Consider the following 8,071-nt stretch of genomic DNA (forward strand, 5'->3'; position numbering starts at 1 on the left):
CCGCCATGTCCAAGCGCCTGCTATGGGACGGTCTGGGCATGTCACTTGACGCGATGGATGCCAAAGAGAGTCAATGGCTGCAACACACCATGGGCAAAGCCGATGCGCTTGAGGGCGGCCGTGCGTTCGCCGAACGCCGCGCGCCGCGCTGGCAATCGCAGGTTAACAGCGACTGGCCGGAAGGTTAGCCGTATTTTTTCTCGTGCCGGCGCAAGGTTTTTTCTGCTCGCGACAGCGCTTCCAGAATCTGTTTTGCAATGCTACCCGGTGTCGCGCCGCCATCAAGCAACGTTGCCGAGTGAGCCGCACACAGATGTTGTGCGTCATGCCATTGCTCAGCCAGTTGCGTAGCCCAACGACGGAAATCCGCACAGGCTCCAGCGCGTTTCTCCAGGGTTTTTGCCAAGGTTAAGTGAAAACTCACCTTGGGTTTGCGTACTTTGCCGACAATACCTGGCAACGGAATGTACATCAGCGTGTCGTCTACGTGCAGCGTTCTGGACGCCTTGTGGTAGGCCAGCACCGAAGAAAAATGCAGGTTCTCATTATTGGAAATGAAATCGACACCCGCCGGTACGGAAAACTCAAAATCCGCCGCATAGGCATTGGCAAACTCCGCCGATTCGGTCAGCGCTGGTTGCCAGGGCAATTCCGGAAATTTGTCGTGATGACGCTGCGTACCGTATAGCATGGCATTCGGATACATCGCGTGCGCCGCTTCAACATGCACCGTATGGAAAGGATGCAGATTGATGATGGCTTCCAGTTTTTCACCGTGCTCGGTCAGTGCATCGACTTCAGCCTTGATCGCCCCACTCAAAGCATATGAATCCAGTAATACATAGGCACCATTGCTACGTCGTACCAGCGACGCTTGAGTACCGATATTCAGTATACCGCCTATCTTGAAGTCGCCACGGATATTCAGAAAATCGTCGGAAATCTTTATGATCTGCTCAGCCATAAGTCTTAATCAGTCAGTCAAGTCAGTTGTTTCATCCTACACTGATACAGCAATTAAGCTAGCTGGGGTTACCGGTGCTCATCTTGGCTGAGATAAACAACCGCATCCCCGCGATGGATGACCCCACCGTCTATAACCCGCGCGGTTATGCCGCCGTGACCCCGCATGGCATTATAGCCACCCGCTCCAAGTAACGTTTCCATTTTGCTGCACGGGTGCGCCAGACCACTGTATTCCAACAGGGTTTCACCTACCCGAAAGCGCTTGTCTTTCAGTGCCAGTAGATTGATACCGCCAACGCTAATATTTCGCCGTAGCAGCATTGGGTCAATCGAATCTCGGTGCAGACAGGCCGCCAGCACCGCCAAATGCTCATGCTGGATCAATGTGACCTGACGGGCACTGCCGGGGCGCCCTTTAAAGCGATCTCCGACCAAGCCCCTGCCAGCGACAAGCTGTGCTGATTCAACCACAATCATGGGCTCATCACGGGCCGGCCGCGCTCCAATCCACATTACTGTGCCGACTTGCGGCAGCGTATTGAGCAACTGACCCAACGCAGTTGAAACATCCAATCAGGGATTCCTCGATTTCACACGAGCAGATTGGCCATAGTCAGCCCCCCAATCACTCGCGTGCAAATTCACCGTGGTGAAGAAAATGTAGCGCCTGCTCACCCACCGCGTCGTCTCGCATGATAAACGGGTGGGTTACCGGCATCACCATAAAATCCGACATCCCGGCGAGCTTGGCGCTTTCGATGGAGACCTTGCCATCGTCCCGCCCTTCAATCAGCGTGGATAAAATGAAATTTATGGTTCGACTGCCAGTGATAACACCCAACTCAAAGGGCGCCGGCCCCAGGGAGTTAGGTACCGACTCTGGTGAGGTTCCAAGTTGCCGCCCCGCCGGCCCATTGATCACACCGAACAGCCACCAGTCTCCCAAGACGTCCACCACTTCACTGCCCTTGTTCGGCGGCGACAGCATGACCACACGGCCAAAGTTAATTGTGGCGTCAATTGTTGCCAGTTGACGCGCAACAATACCGCCGAGCGAATGAGTGACAAAGTGTATGGGCTTAGCAGGGTCTGGAAAACAATCCCGCAACGCCGGCAGCACATAATCACGGGCTAATGTGACAATGGGGTAGTCTCGGGATGGGTAGGACACGTTGCAGACACTAAACCCCTCGCTGCGCAGCCGTTCGGCTAACACCGCCATCGATTGTTCGGTGCGGGCAAGACCGTGTAACAGCGCCACCTGGCGCGTGTCGCCCGGTGTACTGCGCACCGCCGCGGAAGCGTTCAAGCACGACAGCAAACACCATGAAAGCAGCAGCGCTAGTGATATCGAATTGCGCGCTGACGCGCGCTGTAACCTCACCGTCAACACTCGATTATTACTTCAAGTCGCGCGCCTGCCTGGCGTCATCAATACCACCGGCGTTAATAACATTTACATAACCCGCCTCCTCGAGTGCCTGCTTGGCAATCCCCGCTCGCCGGCCGCTGCGGCAATAGAGGTAGATCGGCGTATCTTTATCAGGAAACAGTGTCATGACTTCCGGCACGATATCGGTGTGGGTAATCCGCGTGTCGCCGCTGATATGGCTCTCTTGATATTCTTCAACACTTCTTACATCGATCCATACAGGCCCTGCTGAGCCTTCGTCCGCCAGCGCGCCTGTCCAGAGAGTCGACGTCAACAAGACCAGGCTAAGCAATGCAAACCTGACTGACCCGAATAGCGTGTTCATAATTGACACCTGACAATGAATAACCCAGCCCAGCCTGAAGTGTAGCAAATCCTGCACCTTGCGCAGGCACCGACTCTGCTAAGAACCGGCACCAAGGTTCTAGCCCGTCATAGCAGCTTTTACAGCATCGGCGGTAATGGGCAGGTTTCTCATCCGTGCACCTACGGCGTTAAAGATTGCATTGCCGATGGACGGTGCTACAGCAATAAGCCCTGGCTCGCCAAGACCAACCGGAAACTCCGCATTGTCTACAAAACGGATATCCAGCTCTGGCACGTCGTTCATCCGCAATGGTGTATAAGTATTGAGGTTGTTGTCGGCAACCTGACCGTCCTTGATTCGAGTACCTTCGTGCAGTGCCAGACTCAGGCCCCACAGCATAGCCCCTTCGGTTTGCGCCAAGGCCCCGTCAGGATGCACAACCGTGCCGCAATCCATCACCGTAGTGAGCTTGAGTACAGTGACCTTGCCGCTAGCCGGATCGACTTTTACGTGCGCCACGCAGGCACTCCAGGTTGGCATGGTTCGTTCCTGTCCGGCGGCGACAGCTACACCTAACCCCTCGTGCTTCGGCAACTTACGGCCCCAACCCGATCGCGCTTTTGCTTCCCTTAATACATGGGCCAGACGCTTTGCACCACCCACCGCCTCTGGCGCTTTGCCGGCATTCTTGCCTTTGCCATCCAGCAGGCTCAGGCGAAACTCCACCGGGTCAACGCCTTGTGTATGGGCCACTTCATCCATAAAGGATTCTACACCCCAGCCAATCCAGCCGGGCCCTACTGCACGCAACCAGCCCGGCACAAAGGTGTCCTGCGCCAAGGGATTATTGATCGCGCGAACACGGTGATTCTTCAGGCTGTACCAGTGATCGGCACCGCTGATAGAAAACGTATCGATTTTGCCCTTGCCGTCAACCGCATCGATAAGAAAACCCGGTGCCATGGTTTTTGTCGGCCACCCCGCCGCTGCGGCGTGTTCAATACCCTGCAACTTGTTCTTGTCGTCCCAATAAGCCCAAAAGTGCTGCACCGAGGGCGAGCGGATACAATCAAAGCGGGAATCATCCTCGCGGGTAAACACGAGCTTTACCGGCTTGTTGACAGCCTTTGCGGTCAACGCTGCGGGCAACATGTAGTCCCCAGCCAGGCGCCGGCCAAAACCACCGCCCAGATAATGCTGGTGAATGATCACCTTGTCTTCACTCAGACCGACGGACTTGGCCACCACGGGCAGAAAAAGCGACTGCCACTGATTACCGGTGTACACATGACAAACACCATCGCGAAATTCCACAGTGGCATTGACGGGCTCCAGCGCAAAATGCAGAGCAGAAGACGTACGGTACACCCCTTCAATCGACTTGTTGGCTTGACTGGCAGTCGATTCAATGTTGCCGTGCTCCACAAACAAGGCGCCGGCGGATTTATCTGCGGCCAGCTTTTCACCCTCGGCAATCAAATCTTCCTCAGTGACCTTCGCGGTATCGCCTTTGCGGTAGTCTACCTTTAACTTGTCCGCCGCCTTGATTGCACCGTAGTAGGTGTCGGCTAGCACCGTCACCCAGCCCTGTAATAACCCGCTGGGGTCCGTCAGTATTTCGTAGCCCAGGTAGCCCTTGACCTCTTTTGCGGCGCTATCGTTTACCGCTTTTACCTCGGAGCCATAGCGAGTAGGCGGCACCAGTGGCCGCGCGTAAACCATACCATCCAGTTCAACATCGATACCGTAGCGCGCCTCTCCGTTAGATTTAGGCGGCACATCGAGCGCGCTACCGGGTTTAGCAATAAGGCTCCGTTTTGATGCCTTTTTCGGGCTGAATTTTTCCAACTGTTCAGCAGAGTAGGTTTTATCAATCTTGCCGCGCTTGACCACTTCAGCGAAATCAATGGACTGATTGCCGCACACCACTTGACTGTTTTGCGTAGTGCACGCTGCAGGTTTAACGCCGATCAAAGCTGCTCCCGCTTCAATGAGGGCCTCCCGCCCCGCCGCACCGGCCTGCGACATTGGCATAAAGGATTGAAACACCGACCACGAGCCACCGGTTACCATGTAGCCCCATTTGGGATCGGTATCCACGTGTTTAATGCTTACTCGATTCCAGTCGGCTCCCAGCTCATCCGCTACAATCCGCGCCAGCGCGGTACCGACATGCTGCCCCATCTCGGCCCGGGTCACATTCACAAGAATGTCGCCACTTTGGTTGATCTCAAACCAGATGGTCGGGTTAAACAGCTTCTTTTCAATTTTTTCTGAAGCCAACAACGAGCCGTATTGAGTAAAGGCCGGAGCAAAAGCCATGACCAAGCCGGCACCGACGGAACCGACCAGAAACTGCCGGCGGCTGTGCTGAATATCTTCCCCTTTGTTTAACCGTGTCATATCAGCTCTCCTCCCTTACCGCGCGTCGCTCAGTACTCTGGGCGGGATTGAGCAGGTCGTCCATATTGAGCACAGCCTTGCGCTTGGGGTCATATACCTCCACGGTGCTGTTGCTCTGGCTGGCAACCTGTTTAATTGCTGCTTTTATACGCACGTAAGACATGCATCGGCAAAGATTGCCAGACATGTGCTGTACAATATCCTTGTCTGATGGGTTGGCTTTTCTCGCCAGCAGAGCCGCCGCCTGCATAATCTGCCCCGATTGACAGTAGCCACACTGCGGCACCTGTTGCTCGACCCACGCCTGCTGCAGGGGATGCCGGCTCTCCAAGCCTTCGATTGTGCGCACCTCACCGCCACTGACCGCGCTTAGTGGCATGGAGCAGGAACGCACCGGGTTGCCATTCAAGTGCACGGTGCAGGCGCCACACATGGCAATGCCACAACCAAATTTGGTGCCCTTGAGGTTGAATTCGTCGCGAATTACCCACAGCAACGGTGTATCGGGTGGCGCATCGGTCGACATTTCTTTGCCATTAAGCGTGAAGGTCGTCATTTGTCATCTCCCCTACAAGATTGATCGGAGGTTTGCTCACTTACTTTTTATTGCTCAACAGTGTAGCAACTGCCCGGCAGATTGCCTGCGGACTATAGAATTCGCCAGCGCACGTGATCACAGCAAAGACCGCAAAGCCATTGTACGAATAAGGGCATCGAACCGATGCTATTTAGCCGCGATTAACGGGGTAATATTGACAAACTTTTTTCGGCTTTAGCGGCCCCGCCGCCCAGAGCAAGACTGAAAGACTGAATAACAGCAAGACCGCCCCCCAGTGCTCACACCTCTCCGTCGCCCACAAAATTCACAAGATGCAAACTTAACAAACGCGCTTGAGATTTGTTACTTCTAGCGATTTTTCAGACAGGAGGGGCCTAAGTGATGAGTAATGTCATTCGCACAATCGTCAATGATTACAGCTGGATACATCTGTCATTGGGGTTACTGGGAAATATTACATTCTTCGTGGGCAGCATACTGTTTCTTCCCCAATTTGAACCCTACAAAACCTTCGCGGTCTGGCTGTTTATCAGCGGATCATTTCTGATGCTGATTGGCTCTACGGGGAGGTTGCTGGTAGACCTTTGGGAGCCAGAGGGTATCTAGCTCGTCAACTGCCATAGTTTGTGTCAACAGAGTGAAAGACTCGGAAGGCTTATCCAGACCGGTTAAATCTGGCCTCAGAAAAAAGATCGATTGACCGCAGCGGAATTGAGCCTGGCCGTATTCGTCATTCTTGCTAAGTGATTCTGGGCCTATACTGGGCTCAAAACTCAAGGGACAACACCATGGAATACCAGGACAAAATCACCGCTGTGCAACGTTACGTAGAAGCATTTGCAACGGGCGATATGAGCATTATCAGAGAATTGTATGCCACCGATGCAACTGTCGAAGACCCTGTTGGCAGCGACATACATCGCGGCATAGAGGCGATAGTCAAATTCTATGAGCCCAGTCTGGGCAGCGGTATAAAACTTACCTTATCTGGCGAACCCCGCTGCGCGGGCGACGAAGTGGCCTTCCCCTTTCAGGTAAGCGCGCCGGGTATGACCATCGATGTGATTGATGTGTTCAAGTTCGATGCGCAGGGCAAAGTGATCTCGATGCGGGCTTTCTGGGGGCCTGAGAACATGAAATCCTGACAACAACGAGCTAGTCTCTTATCGGGCGGCGTATTATCACACGCCGCCACATTAGCCCACTCAGTCGCATTCCAGCATCATCATTCGGGTCACCTCGTTTATCTGCACAATCCAAGGCGCTTCTTTCAGCAACAGATCATCGTGCCACTGGGTTTTCTATTTACAACATCGATCAATGAAAACCCGATAATAACGACACAATGTTTTGCGCCTGAGAATTAAGCTTGCGGCCCGGTTCAAAACAGTCGCCGCCGCTTTCTTAAAAGAGATTACCAAGCGACGGGGCACCTCAACAAACCGACACAAGTAACTGAAAAAATAGGTATTTTAATCGCCTACCGGGAATTACCGCCTCCAAACCACAACCTTGCAATGAACATACTTGCTACCTTGCAAGGTGATTTCTCGCCGAAGTCAGGTTCCTGAACTAGACTTTATTAAAAATGAGAGTGCAGAAGCATTTTTGCGAGAAAAACCAGTTTCATGGAGCGAAATGCCTAATTATCACAAACCCAAGGCGCTGACTGCACTAGGCTCTGCATGCCTTTTGGGTACCTTTGGGTTATTCCCATCCATTGCATTCGCCGAACACGACCTTCGCAAGCTCGCTGAGCTTTCCCTTGAGCAGCTACTTGAAGTCAATGTGAGCTTGTCGGCGCGTAAAGGCGAAACCCTCAAAGAATCGCCCGCAGCCGTCTATGTACTGACCAACGAAACCATTCGCCGTTCGGGCGCCACTACCATACCAGAGCTTCTTAGGCTGGTACCCGGCGTTGAAGTCACTCGCTTTGGGACAGGCAAATGGGGCATTGGTATTCGCGGCTTTAACGGCGGACTGTTTACCAATCGCATGCTCATTTTAATCGATGGTCGAAGCGTTTTTTCCCCCGCCAAAGTTGGCATGTTTTGGGACACTGTGGATACCCTGATTCCGGACATTGATCGCATCGAAGTTGTACGAGGCCCCGGCACGGCATTCTGGGGAGGCAATGCGTTTAACGGCGTCATTAACATTGTTACAAGCCACAGCAGAGACACCACCGGCACACTCGCCGAAGCGTCTGCCGGCAATGAAGAAAAGTGGAGTACCAACCTCCGCTACGGTACAGAGTTAGCAGACAATCAATACGGCCGCGTTTACCTTAAATCATTCGAACGCGACGATGCGATCAGACCCGACGGCTCAAAAAATTTCGACCACTGGACCGGCTCACAGGCTGGCATCCGTTGGGATGCTGGAACACAGCAGAACGGCACAG

At 53.7% G+C, this 8,071-nt stretch carries 9 protein-coding genes and 1 pseudogene; 4 read left to right on the forward strand and 6 right to left on the reverse strand.

Features of this window, described 5'->3' with window-relative positions:
- A pseudogene (locus ABYP39_RS15630) lies at window positions 1-188 on the forward strand (crotonase); the annotation flags it as partial.
- Here ABYP39_RS15630 and ABYP39_RS15635 read toward each other — a convergent pair.
- From ABYP39_RS15635 to ABYP39_RS15660, 6 genes are all read right to left on the reverse strand, one after another.
- Window positions 185-964: a hypothetical protein gene (locus tag ABYP39_RS15635; RefSeq protein WP_372783466.1), complete on the reverse strand. Its 780-nt coding sequence runs from the start codon at window positions 962-964 to the stop codon at window positions 185-187. The pseudogene ABYP39_RS15630 and the gene ABYP39_RS15635 sit on opposite strands and share 4 nt — an antisense overlap.
- A gap of 68 nt (window positions 965-1,032) precedes the next feature.
- On the reverse strand, window positions 1,033-1,539 hold the full coding sequence (locus ABYP39_RS15640; RefSeq protein WP_372758358.1) for an MOSC domain-containing protein: 507 nt from the start codon (window positions 1,537-1,539) through the stop codon (window positions 1,033-1,035).
- 52 nt (window positions 1,540-1,591) lie between these two features.
- On the reverse strand, window positions 1,592-2,275 hold the full coding sequence (locus ABYP39_RS15645) for an esterase/lipase family protein (protein WP_372749343.1): 684 nt from the start codon (window positions 2,273-2,275) through the stop codon (window positions 1,592-1,594).
- 91 nt (window positions 2,276-2,366) lie between these two features.
- Entirely contained in the window at window positions 2,367-2,723 is a 357-nt protein-coding gene (locus ABYP39_RS15650; protein WP_372783468.1) for a rhodanese-like domain-containing protein, read from the reverse strand.
- Window positions 2,724-2,822: 99 nt separating this feature from the next.
- Window positions 2,823-5,108 (reverse strand): molybdopterin cofactor-binding domain-containing protein, encoded by a 2,286-nt coding sequence (locus ABYP39_RS15655; RefSeq protein ID WP_372783470.1) that lies wholly within the window; start codon window positions 5,106-5,108, stop codon window positions 2,823-2,825.
- Window position 5,109: 1 nt separating this feature from the next.
- Entirely contained in the window at window positions 5,110-5,664 is a 555-nt protein-coding gene (locus ABYP39_RS15660) for a (2Fe-2S)-binding protein (RefSeq protein WP_372750451.1), read from the reverse strand.
- A gap of 384 nt (window positions 5,665-6,048) precedes the next feature.
- Between ABYP39_RS15660 and ABYP39_RS15665 the strand changes: the two genes are divergently transcribed.
- The 3 genes from ABYP39_RS15665 to ABYP39_RS15675 form a co-directional block, all read left to right on the forward strand.
- Window positions 6,049-6,273, forward strand: coding sequence for a YrhK family protein (locus ABYP39_RS15665; protein WP_372750450.1), 225 nt, complete (start codon window positions 6,049-6,051; stop codon window positions 6,271-6,273).
- A 182-nt stretch (window positions 6,274-6,455) separates the two neighbouring features.
- Window positions 6,456-6,812: a nuclear transport factor 2 family protein gene (locus ABYP39_RS15670; RefSeq protein ID WP_372783472.1), complete on the forward strand. Its 357-nt coding sequence runs from the start codon at window positions 6,456-6,458 to the stop codon at window positions 6,810-6,812.
- A 493-nt stretch (window positions 6,813-7,305) separates the two neighbouring features.
- A partial coding sequence (locus tag ABYP39_RS15675) for a TonB-dependent receptor plug domain-containing protein (RefSeq protein ID WP_372783474.1) occupies window positions 7,306-8,071 on the forward strand: 766 nt, incomplete at its 3' end.

It is taken from the genome of Litorivivens sp. (genome assembly GCF_041625495.1).
GTDB lineage: Bacteria > Pseudomonadota > Gammaproteobacteria > Pseudomonadales > Spongiibacteraceae > Litorivivens.